Origin of the sequence: Nonomuraea sp. LPB2021202275-12-8, from assembly GCF_037044575.1 — a bacterium.
Classification (GTDB): Bacteria; Actinomycetota; Actinomycetes; order Streptosporangiales; family Streptosporangiaceae; genus Nonomuraea.
Map to the genome: position 1 here is coordinate 194,256 of NZ_JBAHWD010000005.1, position 14,386 is coordinate 208,641.

Annotated in this window: 16 protein-coding genes; 10 read left to right on the top strand and 6 right to left on the bottom strand. The window is 71.9% G+C overall.

What is annotated here, in order from left to right:
- Positions 1-25 precede the first annotated feature (25 nt).
- The gene (locus V5E28_RS11840; RefSeq protein ID WP_336206769.1) at positions 26-775 is read right to left on the bottom strand and encodes an HAD family hydrolase; all 750 of its coding nucleotides are present in this window, start codon (positions 773-775) and stop codon (positions 26-28) included.
- Positions 776-900: 125 nt separating this feature from the next.
- Here V5E28_RS11840 and V5E28_RS11845 point away from each other — a divergent pair, with 125 nt between their 5' ends.
- From V5E28_RS11845 to V5E28_RS11855, 3 genes are all read left to right on the top strand, one after another.
- Positions 901-1,746, top strand: a complete 846-nt coding sequence (locus tag V5E28_RS11845; RefSeq protein WP_336206771.1) for a universal stress protein — start codon at positions 901-903, stop codon at positions 1,744-1,746.
- 254 nt (positions 1,747-2,000) lie between these two features.
- Entirely contained in the window at positions 2,001-2,978 is a 978-nt protein-coding gene (locus tag V5E28_RS11850) for an Acg family FMN-binding oxidoreductase (protein ID WP_336206773.1), read from the top strand.
- 46 nt (positions 2,979-3,024) lie between these two features.
- Positions 3,025-4,713 carry a sensor histidine kinase gene (locus V5E28_RS11855; RefSeq protein ID WP_336206775.1) on the top strand — a complete coding sequence of 563 codons (1,689 nt, stop codon included), beginning with the start codon at positions 3,025-3,027 and terminating at the stop codon, positions 4,711-4,713.
- Here the strand turns inward: V5E28_RS11855 and V5E28_RS11860 are convergent.
- Together V5E28_RS11860 and V5E28_RS11865 are read right to left on the bottom strand one after the other, a co-directional pair.
- On the bottom strand, positions 4,691-5,110 hold the full coding sequence (locus tag V5E28_RS11860) for a pyridoxamine 5'-phosphate oxidase family protein (RefSeq protein WP_336206777.1): 420 nt from the start codon (positions 5,108-5,110) through the stop codon (positions 4,691-4,693). The two genes, V5E28_RS11855 and V5E28_RS11860, sit on opposite strands and share 23 nt — an antisense overlap.
- A 51-nt stretch (positions 5,111-5,161) precedes the next feature.
- The gene (locus tag V5E28_RS11865; RefSeq protein WP_336206779.1) at positions 5,162-5,803 is read right to left on the bottom strand and encodes a response regulator transcription factor; all 642 of its coding nucleotides are present in this window, start codon (positions 5,801-5,803) and stop codon (positions 5,162-5,164) included.
- A 134-nt stretch (positions 5,804-5,937) separates the two neighbouring features.
- On the opposite strand from V5E28_RS11865, the gene V5E28_RS11870 reads away from it, so the two are divergent.
- The gene (locus tag V5E28_RS11870; RefSeq protein ID WP_336206781.1) at positions 5,938-6,765 is read left to right on the top strand and encodes a universal stress protein; all 828 of its coding nucleotides are present in this window, start codon (positions 5,938-5,940) and stop codon (positions 6,763-6,765) included.
- A gap of 106 nt (positions 6,766-6,871) precedes the next feature.
- Here the strand turns inward: V5E28_RS11870 and V5E28_RS11875 are convergent, their stop codons facing one another.
- Complete coding sequence (locus V5E28_RS11875; RefSeq protein WP_336206782.1) at positions 6,872-7,123, bottom strand: DUF4342 domain-containing protein; 252 nt, start codon at positions 7,121-7,123, stop codon at positions 6,872-6,874.
- A 350-nt stretch (positions 7,124-7,473) separates the two neighbouring features.
- On the opposite strand from V5E28_RS11875, the gene V5E28_RS11880 reads away from it, so the two are divergent.
- From V5E28_RS11880 to V5E28_RS11895, 4 genes are all read left to right on the top strand, one after another.
- Positions 7,474-7,893, top strand: coding sequence for a hypothetical protein (locus V5E28_RS11880; protein WP_336206784.1), 420 nt, complete (start codon positions 7,474-7,476; stop codon positions 7,891-7,893).
- A gap of 2 nt (positions 7,894-7,895) precedes the next feature.
- Complete coding sequence (locus V5E28_RS11885; protein ID WP_336206787.1) at positions 7,896-8,120, top strand: helix-turn-helix transcriptional regulator; 225 nt, start codon at positions 7,896-7,898, stop codon at positions 8,118-8,120.
- A gap of 35 nt (positions 8,121-8,155) precedes the next feature.
- Positions 8,156-9,139: an NAD(P)-dependent alcohol dehydrogenase gene (locus V5E28_RS11890; protein WP_336206789.1), complete on the top strand. Its 984-nt coding sequence runs from the start codon at positions 8,156-8,158 to the stop codon at positions 9,137-9,139.
- A 240-nt stretch (positions 9,140-9,379) separates the two neighbouring features.
- Entirely contained in the window at positions 9,380-10,597 is a 1,218-nt protein-coding gene (locus V5E28_RS11895) for an MFS transporter (RefSeq protein WP_336206792.1), read from the top strand.
- Between the two features lie 136 nt (positions 10,598-10,733).
- On the opposite strand, the gene V5E28_RS11900 is transcribed toward V5E28_RS11895, so the two are convergent.
- Complete coding sequence (locus V5E28_RS11900) at positions 10,734-11,459, bottom strand: hypothetical protein (RefSeq protein ID WP_336206794.1); 726 nt, start codon at positions 11,457-11,459, stop codon at positions 10,734-10,736.
- Complete coding sequence (locus V5E28_RS11905) at positions 11,456-12,142, bottom strand: ABC transporter ATP-binding protein (RefSeq protein WP_336206796.1); 687 nt, start codon at positions 12,140-12,142, stop codon at positions 11,456-11,458. Before V5E28_RS11905 ends, V5E28_RS11900 begins: the two co-directional genes overlap by 4 nt.
- A gap of 111 nt (positions 12,143-12,253) precedes the next feature.
- Here V5E28_RS11905 and V5E28_RS11910 point away from each other — a divergent pair, with 111 nt between their 5' ends.
- The gene (locus V5E28_RS11910) at positions 12,254-13,549 is read left to right on the top strand and encodes a sensor histidine kinase (RefSeq protein WP_336206798.1); all 1,296 of its coding nucleotides are present in this window, start codon (positions 12,254-12,256) and stop codon (positions 13,547-13,549) included.
- Positions 13,546-14,265 (top strand): response regulator transcription factor, encoded by a 720-nt coding sequence (locus V5E28_RS11915; protein WP_336206800.1) that lies wholly within the window; start codon positions 13,546-13,548, stop codon positions 14,263-14,265. Before V5E28_RS11910 ends, V5E28_RS11915 begins: the two co-directional genes overlap by 4 nt.
- The last annotated feature ends 121 nt before the right edge of the window (positions 14,266-14,386 follow it).

A 14,386-nucleotide genomic window follows, 5' to 3' on the forward strand; every position in this document is an offset into this window, starting at 1 on the left:
TGTCAGCGGGCCATGATTGAGGTGTTCATCGCCGTCCCACGGGGACGCGGCCGGTGACGGACAGCTCGGCCAGGTCGGTGACGACGGCGTCCGCCCCGGCGCGGCTCATCGCCGCCGCCTGCGTCCTCGAACGGTCCACCGCCAGGACGAACCCGAAGCCGCCCCGGTGGCCGGCCTCCACACCTGGGAGCGCGTCATCGACGATCGCCACCTCGGGCGCGGGCAGCCCCAGGCGGCGCGCGACCTCCGCGAACAGGGCCGGATCGGGCTTGCCCGGCAGGCCGAGCCGGGCGGCGTCGTTTCCGTCTACCAGCACGTCGAACAGGTGCATCAAACCCGAGGAGGAGATGACGGCATGGCAGTGGCGGCTCGGCGACACCACGGCGGTGCGGCAGCCGCGGTGCCGCAACTCGTGCAGCAGCGCGACGGTCGAGGGGAAGGCGGCCACGCCGTGCTCGGCGATCTGCCGCACGAAGAGCGCGTCCTTGGCCATGCCCAGGCCGTGCACCGTCGGCGCGCCCGGCTCGTCGTCGGGCCCGCCCTCCGGCAGGGAGATGCCGCGGGCGGCCAGGAACGTGCGCACCCCGTCCAGGCGTGGCCGCCCGTCGACGGAGCGCAGATAGTCGGCGCGGATGTCGAAGGGTGCGGAACGGCCGCGCAGGAAGCCGTCGAACACGTGCTTCCATGCGGCCGCGTGCACCCGCGCCGTGTCGGTGACCACGCCGTCGGTGTCGAGGACCACGGCGCGCAGGCTGGTGAGGTCGATGGCGGCCATGGAAGGGAAGCTACCCATGAGTTCCCAGGCCATCCATGGTCGTTGGACTCGTCTTGACGGGACTTCCGGCCCTGCCCGGACCTGCCGGAGGTGCGGTCCGATGGAAATGGACAAAGGAGGACATCATGATCATCGTGGGTGTCGACGGCTCCGTGACCTCCAGGGCCGCCGTGGAGTGGGCCGCCAACGACGCGTTCAGGGCGCACGTGCCGCTCCGCATCGTGCACGCCGTGGACCGGGACCCGTACCAGATCTCGAAGTATCCCGCCGGCGTGTCGCAGGAGGCGTTGCGGGACGCGGGCCGCAAGGCCCTGACAGAGGCGGTGGCCCTGGTGCGCGAGCGCCGGCCCGGGATCGAGGTGACGGCGGAGCTCGTCGAAGGCGCGGCGGCGACCGTGCTGCGCGAGCTGGACGAGGAGGCCACCGAGCTCGTCGTCGGCAGCCGTGGCCTGGGCGGGTTCGCGGGTGCGCTGCTCGGCTCGGTCGGCATGCACGTGGCCGGGCACGCGCGCTGTCCCGTCGTGGTCGTGCGCGGCGGGCGGCAGCCCGTGCCCGGGGAGGTCGTCGTCGGCGTCGACGACGCGCCCGAGTGCGAGCCCGCACTGGCCTACGCCTTCGAGCAGGCCGAGCTGCGGGACGCCACGCTTCGCGCCGTGCACGCCTGGCAGCTGCCGGTGCACGCCTTCGCGCCCGAGGTCCTGTACGACATGGACGAGGTCCGTACGGCCCAGCACAAGGTGGTCACCGGGCGGCTGGAGGCGCTCGAGAAGGAGTATCCGGAGGTGAAGGTGGTCGAGGACGTGCGGTCGGCGCATCCGGTCGACGCGCTCACGGAGGCGTCGGACGGCGCCGACCTGCTGGTGGTGGGCTCGCACGGACGCGGCGCCGTGAGGTCGGCACTGCTCGGCTCGGTCAGCCGCGGCGTGCTGCACCACGCCAGGTGCGCCGTGGCGGTCGTGCGGTCCCGCTGAACACCGTGATGACCGGTGCTCCGCCTCCGCTCTGGAGGCCGCGCAGGGTGGTGGTGCGCAGCTTCGGGTCGGCGAGGTGGGGTGAGGGGCCGTCCGGTCACTCGGGGCGGGGGCGGGTTTCTTCGACGAGGAGGCCGGCGGGCCCGACCCGCACAGCCGGGCCCTAGGCCCTGGCGAAGGCAGGACCTTCGGCCCTCGCGGAGCACCGGCCGGCGTGATGCGCTGGATTCATCGTCTCGCTGGAGGTGGGGGAAATGGCCGTCCATACGGCAAAGCAGGCCCTGGACGCGGCCGTGGAGGCCGCCCGCTGGGCGCCCTCCGTGCACAACACGCAGCCCTGGACCTTCGTCATGTCGGAGGGGGAGATCGGCCTGCGCGCCGACGTGGACAGGAAGCTGCGGGTGAGCGACGCGAGCGGCCGGGAGATGCTGATCAGCTGCGGAGCCGCGCTGTTCACGATGCGGACGGCGCTGCGCGGGGCCGGGGTCGAGCCCGTGGTGCGGATCCTGCCCGATCCGGACCGGCCGGCGCTGCTGGCCACCGTGCGGCCGGGGGCGGAGAGCGAGCCCGACGAGCGCACCCGGGCCCTCTGCGGCGAGATCGAGCGGCGGCGCACCCACCGGGCCGGGTTCACCGACCTGCCGGTGCCGCGGCGGCTGGTCGAGGCGCTGGTGAAGGACGCTTCCCAAGAGGGTGCCAGGCTCACCCCGATCGGGTCGCCGCAGGCGGTGGAGGTGGTCGCGGCGCTCACCAGGGCCGCGCAGGGGGTGCAGTCCGGGGACCGGCGGTTCAGCCTGGAAGTGATCCGCTGGGGTCTGCCTCCCGGCAGCGCGCGCAAGGACGGAGTGCCCGCGGCGGGCTACCCGCGCGAGCCCGTGCGCACCGACCCGCACTTCGCGCAGCGCGACTACTCCTGGCGCCACGACTGGGGCAGCGAGGCGGGCCAGGCCACGCAGGCGGCGACCGGGGTCGTGGCCCTGCTCACCACCCCTGGCGACAGCCGGGAAGAGTGGATCGCCGCCGGGCAGGCGCTGCAGCGCGTCCTGCTGCACGCCTCCGCCTACGGCGTCAGCGCCGCCTTCCACACCCAGGCACTGGAGGCGCACCACCTGCGCGAGTTCCTGCGGGAGGAGCTGTGCTCCGGCGAACAGCCCCAGATGATCATGCGGCTGGGCATCACCTTCGAGGACAAGGACTCGGTCCGGCGTCCCCTGTCCGACCTGGTGGACTGAGGACCAAGCTCCGCCCGGGGGACAGGCTGATGCCAGACTGAGCCCTATGACGGAAAGCGAGCACAGGCCGTTGATGCCCCAGATGCGGCTGGACGATCTGCTGGCCGAGCTGCAGGTCCGGCTGAACGCCGTGCTGGCGACCCGCGACCGCGTGCACGCCCTGCTCGAAGCCGTCGTCTCGGTCGGCAGCGACCTCGACCTGGAGACCGTGCTCGGCCGCATCGTGGAGACCGCCACCAAGCTCGTGGACGCCACCTATGGGGCGCTGGGCGTGGTCGGGCAGGAGAGCACGCTCGTGCAGTTCATCCCGGTCGGGCTGAGCGAGGAGGAGATCGCCAAGATCGAGCACTGGCCGCACGGGCTCGGCCTGCTCGGCCTGCTGATCAAGGACGCCCGCCCGCTGCGGATGGGCCGGATCTCCGACCACCCCGAGTCCTACGGCTTCCCGCCCGGGCACCCGCCGATGGGCACCTTCCTCGGCGTGCCCATCCGGGTGCGCGACGAGGTCTTCGGCAATCTCTACCTGACGGAGAAGCGCGGCGGAGGAGAGTTCGACGGGGAGGACGAGGCCATCGTCATCGCGCTGGCCACCGCCGCCGGTGTGGCCGTCGAGAACGCCCGCCTCTACGAGGAGACCCGCCGGCGCGAGAAATGGCTGCAGGCCTCCACCGAGATCACCACCAGCCTGCTGTCCGGCGCCTCGCCGCACCAGGTGCTCACCATGATGGCGAACCGCGCCCAGCAGATGACCGACGCCGACCTCGTGCTGGTGCTGCTGCCGGACGAGAGCGGCGAGCGGCTGCGGGTGGACTTCGCCGAGGGAGTGGCCGACGACGGGACGGCCGGGCTCACCTTCGACCTGCGGCAGACGGCGGCCGGCCGGGTGTTCGCCGGCGGTCGGGCCGCCTCGGCGGACGAGGTGCACGACGCCGACTGCCCCCTGCGGGACCTCGGCTACGGTCCCGAGCTGCTGATCCCGCTCGGCTCCGGGAGCACCGTGCGCGGCGTGCTGGCCCTCGCCAAGCGGTCGGGGCGGCTGCCCTTCAGCGGCGGCGACCTGCGCATGCTGGAGGCGTTCGCCGGTCAGGCCGCCATCGCGCTGGAGCTGGCCGAGACACGCCGCGACGCCGAACGGCTCGGCCTGCTCGAAGACCGCGACCGCATCGCCAAGGACCTGCACGACGTCGTCATCCAGCGCCTGTTCGCCATCGCCATGACCCTCATGAGCGCGGTCCGGCTGGTGGACCGGCCCGAGGCCTCCAACCGGCTGCAGCACGCCATCAACGAGCTCGACGAGACCATCCGCCAGATCCGCTCGACCATCTTCGCCCTGCAGAGCACCTCCGGGCCGGCCGGGCCGAGCCTGCGCGCGCAGATCGTCGACCTGGTCGAGTCCGCCCGCGGCCACCTGGGCTTCATGCCCGGCCTGCGGATGGAGGGCCAGCTGGACAACCGGGTGCCGGACGAGTTCGCCGAGCAGCTGCTCGCCGTCCTGCGCGAGGCGCTGTCCAACGTGGTGCGTCACGCCAAGGCCGCCAAGGCGAACGTGTCGGTGGAGGTGACGGGCGACGAGCTCACGCTGACCGTCCAGGACGACGGCGTGGGGTTGCCCCGCGAGGGCAGGCGCAGCGGCTTGCGCAATCTCGAGGATCGGGCGGCCGGCCTGGGCGGCTCCTTCGAGGTCGTCTCTCCCGAGGCGGGAGGCACGATGCTCAGCTGGACGGTTCCCCTGTGATCCTGCGTCCGCTGATCTGCTCAGGCTCCACCACGATGTAGTGGTCCCTGCTGCCCGGCGCCCACGGGGTCAGGGGCAGGGCGGCCAGCCGCTCGATCTCCTCGGGCCGGTGCGCGGCACGCGCCTGCCCCACGGCGGTCACGGACCAGCCGGTGCGCAGGTCCGGGTCGAACTCGTCGACCTCGAAGGCCACGACGGCGTGCCGGGTGGCGGCGGCCAGCTTGGAGCCGGGGCCGGTGCGGATCACGATGCTCTCGCCGTCGAGGTGGAACGTGACGGGCTGCACCGCGGGCAGGGCGCGATCGGTGAAGACGATCCGCCCGATCGGCGTGGACGACAGCAAGCGCAGGCACTCCTCACGTGAGAGCACCTGCAGTCCGGCCGAATCGAGTTGCATGCGTTCAGGATCGCGATTCCCGATCGTCCCTCATCAGAGGCGAAAGTCCCATTATTCGCGCCGATCAGCCCGCAGGCGGGCCGAGAGCGCCGCTGCCTGGGTACGGCGCTGCATGTTCAGCTTGGACAGCAGGTTGGAGACGTAGTTCTTCACCGTCTTCTCGGCCAGGAACATCCGCTCGCCGATCTGCCGGTTCGTCATCCCCTCGCCGATCAGGTCGAGGATGTGCCGCTCCTGCTCCGACAGTGCGGCCAGCGGGTCCTGCCTGGCCGCCCGGTCCCGCAGCCGCCGCAGCATCGAGGCGGTGGTCTGCGGGTCGAGCAGCGACTGGCCGGAGGCCACCGTGCGCACCGCGCCGACCAGGTCCGAGCCGTGGATCTGCTTGAGCACGTAGCCGGCCGCGCCGGCCATGACCGCGTTGAACAGCGCCTCGTCGTCGGTGTAGGAGGTCAGCATCAGGCACGCCAGGCCCGGCACCTTGGAGCGGACCTCCCGGCACACGTCCACCCCGTTGCCGTCGGGCAGCCGCACGTCGAGCACCGCCACGTCCGGCGTGAGCGCGGGGATGCGGGCGATCGCGGACTCCGCGGTCCCGGCCTCGCCGATGACCTCTATGTCGTCTTCCGACTCCAGGAGGGCGGCGACGCCCCGGCGGACCACCTCGTGATCGTCGACGAGGAACACGCGAATCATGTTCTCGACCGTAGCCACTCGCCTCACCCCGCGGAAGAGACCAAAGTCCTTCGCGGCTCAGGCCACACGACTCTGACGGAGGCCGTTGACATCCCGGGATAGGCTCGTGAACACCGAAGAAGGGGGCGGGGCGCATGATCGTAGCCGGAGTCGACGGCTCGCGCGCGGGGCTGGAGGCCGTGGCGTGGGCCGCCGGGGAGGCGGCGCTGCGCGAGGTGCCGTTGAAGATCGTGCACGCCATCACGCGCTGGGCCTGCGAGACCGACAGCGGCCGCTACGCCGAGGTGGCCAGGTGGATGCGCCAGGGTGGCCAGTCCGTGCTCGCGGCGGCCGAGGACCGCGCCCGGCACGAGCAGCCGAAGATCGCCGTCGAGACGGCCCTGCTCCCCGGCGACCCGCGTGCCGCGCTGATCGCCGCGGCCGACAGCGCGGAGCTGCTGGTCATCGGCACCCACGGGCTCGGCGGCGTGCGCGGGATGCTGGTCGGCTCGGTCGCCTACGGCGTGGCCGGGCACGCCACCTGCGACGTCGTGGTGGTGAGCGAGCCGCCGCCGGCGCCTCGCGGCGAGGTCGTGGCGGGAGTCGACGGGTCCCAGGCCTCGCAGGACGTGCTGGAGTTCGCCTTCACCGAGGCGGAGCTGCGCGGCGTCGGCGTGCGGGTCGTGCACGCCTGGTCCTGGCCGGGGCCGGAGCCTGTCGAGGAGGGCGACGAGCGCCTCGTGGTGCGCGAGGCCCTCGCCGGGCACCGGGAGCGCCACCCCCGCGTGAGCGTGGTCGAGGAGGTCGTGCAGGGCCACCCCGTGGACGTGCTGAGGGAGGCCGCGACGGGCGCCGGCCTGCTCGTGGTGGGGTCGCGCGGGCGCGGCACGTTCGCCGGCCTGGTGCTCGGCTCGGTCAGCCAGGCTCTGCTCCAGCGCCCGCCGTGCCCGCTAGCGGTGATCAGAGGCCACCGCGGGGACTGAAGTCCCATGAGCTGAGGACCGCCCGTCCCGCGCGGGCGGGACGGGCGCTCCTGAGGCGCGGCACGGCGCCCGCGGACAGGGCGGACGGAGGGCCGCCCGCACGGGCTCACACCGCGTCGTCGATCCTCTCGATCTGGATGGTCCACTCCGCGGCCAGCGCCGCCAGGGCGCTGACGGCGGTGACGACCGGCGCGAGGATGAACGCGCCTACGCCCACCGTGACCGGCACCTCCAACACGGTGCGCCCGTGGGAGTCCTTGACGATGATCCGGCGGACGTTCCCCTCGTGGATCAGCTTCTTGATCCTCTCGGCGAGCTCCGTTCCGTGGACCTTGGTCTCTTCTCTGGTGACGGTCATGTCCGCCACTCCCTTCCTCGGTGTACGGCGGGCGCCTCGGGGTGAGGCTTCCCTCCGGCCAGGGCCCTGATCGTGCCCGGCGGTTCCTGGTCGTGAAGAAGTCGCCCGAATCCGACAGCAGCAGGTAGATCAGCCCGGGCGGGCCCTGCCGGCGGCACGGCCTGTTCGGTGAAGTCCGTCGCACCGCTTGTCCTCATATCTTCATCGCTCCACGCGGCCGGCGGCGCGGCACAGGGGCGGAAGTTCTGTCGTGGCGGCCTCCGTACGCCGGAGCATGTTAATAATCCTTGACATCGTGTCTGCTCCGCTTTACCTTCGGTATGTCTGGTTTGTTTTACATAGGAGTAGGCATGTCGTTCGAAGAGAAACGCGTGTGGATCTACGCCGCGATCGCGGCAGGCGTGCCCGTGGTCTACCTCGCGATCGTCCTCCCGCAGGTGGCGCAGACGCCGATCAGCGAGATCGCCTACGTACGTCCCCTGCTCACGATCATCGGCGTCGCCATGGCCGCGAACATCGTCGCCAACATCGTCGCCGGCATGCTCTGGCCCAGGGACGCGAACAAGAAGGACGAGCGCGACACCGACATCCACCGGTACGGCCAGCGCACCGAGTACTACGTCCTGGCCATCGGCGCTCTGGGGGTGTTCGTCCTGACCCTGGCGGAGTTCGAGCACTTCTGGATCGCCAACGCGCTCTACCTGTCATTCGTCCTGTCGGCGCTCTCGTCCTCGATCGTGAAGATCGTCGCGTACCGGCGGGGCTTCTGACCATGGTCAAGCCCACCAGGGTCACCAACACCATCCGATCTCTCCGGTTCACCCACGGGGAGATGACACAGGCCGAGCTGGCCGACCGGATCGGCGTGACCCGCCAGACCGTCATCGCCATCGAGCAGGGCCGCTACTCGCCCTCGCTCGAGATGGCCTTCCGGATCGCCAGCGTGTTCGGCGTCCCGCTCGACGAAGTCTTCCAATACCCGGACACCGAGGCGTAGCCGCGGTGCCCGACGACACAGAGAGAGTGATGACCATGAAGGCGATCGTGCTGAACGCCTACTGCTCACCTGACCAGCTGGAGCTCGGCGACCTCGACCAGCCCGTCCCCGGTGACGGCGAGGTGCTGTTACGGGTCCACGCGGCGGGCCTCGACCAAGGCGTCTGGCACGTAGTGACCGGGCTGCCGCATCTCGTCCGCCTCGCGGGCGTGGGGGTGCGCAGGCCGAAGGCCGGCGTCCCGGGCATGGACGTCGCGGGGCGGGTGGAGGCGGTCGGCGCGAACGTGACCCGGTTCCGGCCGGGCGACGAGGTCTTCGGCACGTGCGACGGCTCCTACGCCGAGTACGTGTGCGCCAAGGAGGACGGCCTCGCGCACAAACCGGCCGGCATCACCTTCGAGCAGGCGGCGGCGGTTCCCGTCTCCGGCTTCGCGGCTTTGCAGGGGGTCCGCGACAAGGGGCGGATCCGGGCAGGGCAGAAGGTTCTGGTCATCGGCGCGGGCGGCGGCGTCGGGACGTACGCGGTGCAGCTGGCCAGGACGTTCGGAGCGGACGTCACCGGCGTGTGCAGCGGGGCGAAGGCGGACCTGGTCCGATCGATCGGCGCCGGCGACGTCATCGACTACACGCGCGAGGACTTCGCGGACGGCACGCGGAGGTACGACCTCATCCTCGACACCGCCGGCAACCGTTCGCTGTCACACCTGCGGCGCGCCCTCGCCCCGAGGGGAACCCTCGTCATCGTCGGCGCCGAAGTGGGCGGACGCCGGCTGGGGGGCGTGGATCGTCAGATCCGGGCGATGTTCCTGTCTCCCTTCGTGCCGCAGAAACTGGCCGTCCTGCTGTCCTCGCCGGGCCCGGCGGACCTGCGGACGCTGGCGGAGCTCATCGAGGCCGGCAAGGTCACCCCGGTCGTCGATCGGACCTACCCGCTGGCCGAGGTCCCCGAGGCCATCCGCTACCTGAGAGCCGGCCACCCGGCCGGCAAGGTCGTCATCAAGGTCCGAGACGAACGATGACCGCGGCACCGGACAGCCGGCGGAATGGTTCTGCGGCCGGAGCGGCACCGCCCACCGTGGCCGCGAGACAGCCGTCCGGCTGTGCCGAGCCGCGCCAACGCCCGGCTCACGGAAATCCACATGCGGGCCGCCCGCCCGTGTTGCTAACCTGCGCGGCATGCGCACCGCTCCGATCGAATAGCGCCCGGCACGAGGCATCCAGTCCCCTTGTGTCCGTAAGCGCTAACGGAGCGTCATCGCATGGTTCCCCTCCGACGGGACAGAAACTTCGCCCTGCTTCTTTCCGGCCAGGTCGTCTCCTACGCCGGCGACCAGATCCAGGACTTCGCCTTCCTGCTGCTCGTGCTGGCGATGACCGGCTCGTCCGGGCAGAGCGGCTTCGTCCTCGGCCTCAACACCGTCTCCTACCTGCTGTTCGGCCTGGTCGCCGGCGCCCTCGCGGACCGCTGGGACCGCAGGCGCACCATGATCTGGTGCGAGCTCGGCCGCGCGGCGCTCGCCGGCAGCGTCGCCCTCGCGCTGTGGCTGGAACGGCTCACGCTGCCGCACCTGTACGCGGTCGCCGCCCTGGCCGGCGTCCTGACCACCCTCTTCCAGGCCGCCAACAGCGCGGCCCTGCCGAGCATCGTCGGTCCCGACCGGCTCACCCGCGCGCTCGGCGTCACGCAGGGTGTGCTCAACACGCTGCGCGTAGGCGGCGCCTCGCTCGCCGCCCTCGTCCACGGGCTCGGCCGGACGGCGCCGTTCGTGGTCAACGCCCTGTCGTTCCTCGCCTCGGCGGCGACCCTCCGCCTCATGCGCGCGCCCTTCCAGGACGCGCGACCCCCGGCGGCCCCGGCGGGCCGCGTCACCGCCGAGGTCCGCGAAGGCCTGGGCCGGCTGTGGCGGCAGCCGGTGATCCGCCTGCTCACCCTCGTCCAGACCGGCGACAACCTCAGATACGGCGCCGGGTACCTCGTCATCGTCACCCTCGCCCAGGGGGTCGGAGCGAGCCCCACGCAGATCGGGCTGATCTTCAGCGGCGCGGCGGTGGGCGCCCTGGCGGGGTCCCTCATGGCCGACCGGGCCTCCCGCCGCTTCCCCCTCGGCAAGATCGCGGTGGTCATGCTGTGGGTGGAGGCCCTGATGTTCCCCTTGTACGCCGCCGCGCCCAGCCCGCTGCTTCTCGGCCTGGTCGCCGCCGCCGAATCGGTGATCGCACCGATCTATTCGGTGGCCATCACCACCCACCGGCTCGCGGCCACCCCCGACCCTCTGCGCGGCCGCACCTCGGCCGCCGTGCAGACACTCACCATGGGCGCGCTGTCGATCGGCACCATGCTGGGCGGGGTCATGATCGCGACCATGGGTCCCCGCACCACCACGCTCGTCCTGAGCGGCTGGCTCATCCTGCTGGCCGTCCTGGCCACCGCGAACCGCCACATCCGCACCGCGCGAACCGTCGTCCCGCCCCAGTGAGCCGTTCGGGGAAGCGGTCACGCCTGCCCGATCCGGTGAACGTCGACGGGGTGGCCCGCGTGGAGCGGTCACGCCTGCCCGGGCGGGCGCGGGGAGAGGGGGCGGCACGACCACGCGGGCCGTGCCGCCGGCCTGGTCAGGTGATGTCGCGCCGCAGCGTCAGCACCCGCGCGGCCAGCACGATGACGGCGATGTAGGCGGCGAACACCAGCCCGCCGAGCCAGGCAGGCAGCAGCATCCCCTGGTCCAGCCGCATCCCGCCGAGCGCCCTGGCGGCCCCGGTCGGGAGCCAGCGGAAGACGTCGGGCGCCAGCCAGGCCAGCAGCCCGTCGCCGTACATCCAGAGGAGGACCGCCACGATGATCGCCCCCACCTGACTGCCGATCAGGACGGCCAGCCCCACGCCCAGCATGGCGTACATGGTGACGCTGAGCACCGCGCCGAGCAGCACCAGGGGCACGTCGCCGGTCAGGGCCGGATAGCCGTTCGCGAGCAGCAGCACGAGTCCCGCGACCAGCGTCACCAGCGCCGACAGCACCGCGACGACCAGCCCGACGAGCCCGTAGGCCGCGAGCTTCCCCATCAGCACGGGATCCCTGCGCGGGCTGATCAGGAAGCTCCAGGTGATCGTCTGATGCCGGAACTCGCCCGCCATGCCGAGAATGCCGAGAACCATGGTGAACACGTACGCCTGCTGGGCTGAGTTGTAGACGTTGGCCACCCGGATGGCGTCGGACGGGGCGGGAACGAGCACCTGCAGGATCACCCAGAGCGCGCACATCACGGGCGCGACGACGACGAGGGCCCTGGTGGTGCGGCTCGCGCGGGCTCTGATCAGCTCGGCGTGGATCAGGGCGTTCATCCGGCCACCTCCAGGTAGAGCTCTTCGAGGCTGGACCCGCCGGCCGGCGACCCGCTCCACCGCAACCGGCCGTCGGAGATGATGACCACGTGGTCGGCGACCTGCTCGACCTCGGCGAGGACGTGGGTCGAGATCAGCACCGTGTTGCCGTCGAGGGCGTACGCCCGCAGGAACCCGCGCAGCCACCGCATCCCCAGGGGATCCAGACCGTTGGCGGGCTCGTCCAGGATCAGCACCTCGGGCTCGCCGAGCAGGGCGGTGGCCAGAGCGAGCCGCTGGCGCATGCCGAGGGAGAACCCGCCGACCCTCCTGTGAGCGGCGCTCTCGAGGTCGACCTGCTGGAGCACCTGGCCGACGCGGGCGCCGCCGAGCCCGGCCGCGACCCGTACGGCCTCGAGGTGGGTGAAGGCGGTCAACCCCGGATGGAAGGCGGTCGCTTCCAGGACCGCGCCCACCCGCTCGAGAGGCCGGTCGAGGTCGCGATAGGGCACCCCGGCGATGGTGGCCTCGCCCGCCGTCGGCGTGACCAGGCCGAGGAGCATCCGCAGCGTGGTGGTCTTCCCGGCCCCGTTGGGGCCGAGAAAGGCGGTGACGGTGCCCGACGGCACCTCGAAGGACAGGTCGTCGACGGCGAGGACCTTTCCGAACGACTTGCGTAAGTGGCTGACTCGGATCGATGTCATGCTCAGGAGCTTGCTGGACCGGTGCCTCGCGGCGCATGGGAGCACGGGTGGAGATCCGAACTCCAACCGTGGGTTGATGCCGCGCTCACCGAGCCCGGCTACGGTGAGGGAGTGGCTTTCCTTCGCCGGCCGGCGGTCCGCGTCACGCTGACCACCTTGCTCGTGGCCTACCTCGCCTGGGGGCCGTTCGAGCTGGTCCGCACCCGGGCGAGCCTCCTGGACGCCGCGCTCGTGCTTCCGATCGGGGTGACCGCGCTCGGTTGCGCTCTGTGGGTGCTCGCCGCCCGCGAGATGCCCGCCCGCAATGCCTGGCTGCTTCTGGTCAGCGTGTCCGGCGGTCTGGTGATGCACGTGATCGAGCCCTTCACGGGCGTGGTCTTCGTCTACTTCGCCATCCTCATCGCGCCCCGTCGTGCCGGGATCCGGCCCGCCCTGGCGCTGACCGCGCTCACCTTGCTGGCCGTGCCGCTGCTGTCCTACCTGACCGGCCAGCACATGGCCACCGCCATGGGGTTGACGACCGGGATGGCCTATTCCGCGGTCATCGCGTTCATGTTCTGGCACGTGTCCGGCATCAGGCGCCAGGCGGCCGAGGTCGCCGAGGCGCGGGCGGGCGAGGCGGTGCTGTCGGAGCGGGCGCGGCTGGCCCGCGAGGTGCACGACATCCTCGCCCACTCCCAGTCCGCGCAGATCGTGCACCTCGAAAGCGCCAGGGTCCTGCTCAAGAGCGGCGCCGACCCGGCTGCCGCGCTCGACCGGGTCGAGCGCGCCGTACGCCTGGCCAGGGCGGGCCTGGAGGAGACCCGCAGGGCGCTCGACGCGCTGCGGGGCAACGACCTGCCGCTGGTGGCGCGGCTGGAGCGGCTCGCGGCGGAGTTCCGCGCGGCCACGGGCGCGTCCTGCGCCCTGTCCATCGACGTCGAGGCCGGCGTGCTGGCGGCGGAGGCGAAGCTGGCGGTGGCCCGCACCGCCCAGGAAGCGCTCACCAACGTCCGCAAGCACGCCCCCGGCTCCTCCGTCTCGGTGGCGCTGCGCCGCGTCGGCACCTGGTGCGAGCTGGAGGTACGCAACGACTGCGGGATCGAAGCGCCGGCCGGGGGCGGCGGCGTGACGGCAGGAAGCAGTGGTGACGGCGTGGCGATCGGCGTAGTCAGCCGCGGCTCGGCGGCCGGTGGAGGCGACCAGTTCTCGGCGACCTTGGAAAGTGTCCCGAGATCGACGGCCGTCGAAGGTGTTCACGGGCCGGCGCCCCTAAGCACGGTGAGCGCCAAGGATGACTGGAGCGTGCCCACGGGTGACGGCTACGGGCTGATCGGGATGAGGGAGCGGGCGGAGCTCATCGGCGGCTCACTCAGCGCCGGGTTCGACGGGGGAGGATTCGCCGTGTTGTTGCGGGTGCCGGCATGACGGTGCGGGTCCTGGTCGCCGACGACCAGACCGTGGTGCGCGAAGGGCTCGTCCTGCTTCTCGGCCTGCTGCCTGGCACCGAGGTGGTCGGAGCAGCGGCGGACGGGGAGGAAGCGGTCAGGATGGTCGCCGAGCTCGCTCCGGACATCGTGCTGATGGACCTTCGGATGCCGAGACTCGACGGGGTCGGGGCCACCAGGGCGATCCGCGCGGCGCATCCCGGCACCCAGATCGTGGTGCTGTCCACCTACTCCGACGACGAGGCGGTGTTCGCCGCACTCCGGGCGGGCGCTCGCGGCTACCTGACGAAGGACACCGACGCCGAGTCCCTGGCGAAGGCCATCGCGGTCGTAGCCGGCGGCGAGGCGCACTTCGCTCCACCGGTCCAGCGCCGCCTGGCCGAGACCGTGGCCGACCGCCCCAGCGACGTCCCGCGCGGTCGTCCCGGCGATGCGACGCCCGGTCGCCTTGGCGACGTCCTGGACGGTCGTCCCGACGGGGTGTCGAGCAGTCGTCCCGACGGGTTGACGCAGCGTGAGGTCGAGGTCCTCACGCTGATCGCGCAGGGCAGGTCCAACGCCGAGATCGCCACCCAGCTCTACATCTCCGAGGCCACCGTGAAGAGCCACATCAACAACCTGTTCGCCAAGACCAGAGTGCGGGACCGCGCCCAGGCCGTCACCTACGCCTTCCGGCACGGTCTGATCCCGTCGTGAGCAGGTGCCCATGTTGATCGCGGTCAGGCGTTGGCGGCGGTGGGTCCTGGGGTGCCCGCGGTAGGCAGTGGGTTGGCTGCGTCCGTCGGCGCGGTCTGGTCCCCTCGTAGGCAGGTGCTCG